Below are 923 nucleotides of genomic sequence, written 5' to 3' on the forward strand. Positions count from 1 at the left end.
TGAGGAGGGCACCTGGGGAACTGAAACATCTAATTACCCAGAGGAAGAGTAATCAAACGAGATTTTCTTAGTAGCGGCGAGCGAACGGGAAAGAGGCCAAACCGGAGCGGGCAACCGCACCGGGGTTGAGGACAGTCATCAAGTGTAAATGAGGTAGAAGAATCGAGTTGGAAAGCTCAGCCGCAGAAGGTGAAAGCCCTGTAATCGAAACCTTGCATACATGGGACTGTATCCAGAGTACCACGAGACACGTGAAACCTTGTGGGAAGCAGGGGGGACCACCCTCCAAGCCAAAATACTGATATCGACCGATAGCGCATAGTACCGTGAGGGAAAGGTGAAAAGAACCCCTGGCGGGGAGTGAAAGAGAACCTGAAACCGTATGTCTACAAACAGTCGAAGTCTGTATATATATCAGGACGACGGCGTGCCTATTGAAGAATGAACCGACGAGTTACTGTTGCTAGCGAGGTTAAGTGGAAAACATGGAGCCGCAGCGAAAGCGAGTCTGAACAGGGCGTTCAGTTAGTGATAGTAGACCCGAAACCGTAGTGATCTATCCATGGCCAGGTTGAAGCACAGGTAAAATTGTGTGGAGGACCGAACTCGTGAGCGTTGAAAAGCTTTGGGATGAGTTGTGGATAGGGGTGAAATGCCAATCGAACACGGAGATAGCTGGTTCTCCCCGAAATAGCTTTAGGGCTAGCCTCGAGGTTGAGAGTATAGGCGGTAGAGCACTGATCGGGCTAGGGGCCATACCGGTTACCGAACCTAGTCAAACTACGAATGGCTATACTTATACTCGGGAGTCAGACAGTGAATGATAAGGTCCATTGTCAAGAGGGAAACAGCCCAGAACACCGACTAAGGTCCCCAATGTCATACTAAGTGGCGAAGGATGTGGAATTTCCAAAACAACCAGG

Annotated in this window: 1 rRNA gene; it reads left to right on the forward strand. The window is 49.9% G+C overall.

The features are described from left to right. Window positions 1-923 (forward strand): 23S ribosomal RNA (locus O3598_RS09495); the annotation flags it as partial.

It is taken from the genome of Veillonella atypica (assembly GCF_041431435.1).
Classification (GTDB): Bacteria; Bacillota; Negativicutes; order Veillonellales; family Veillonellaceae; genus Veillonella; species Veillonella atypica.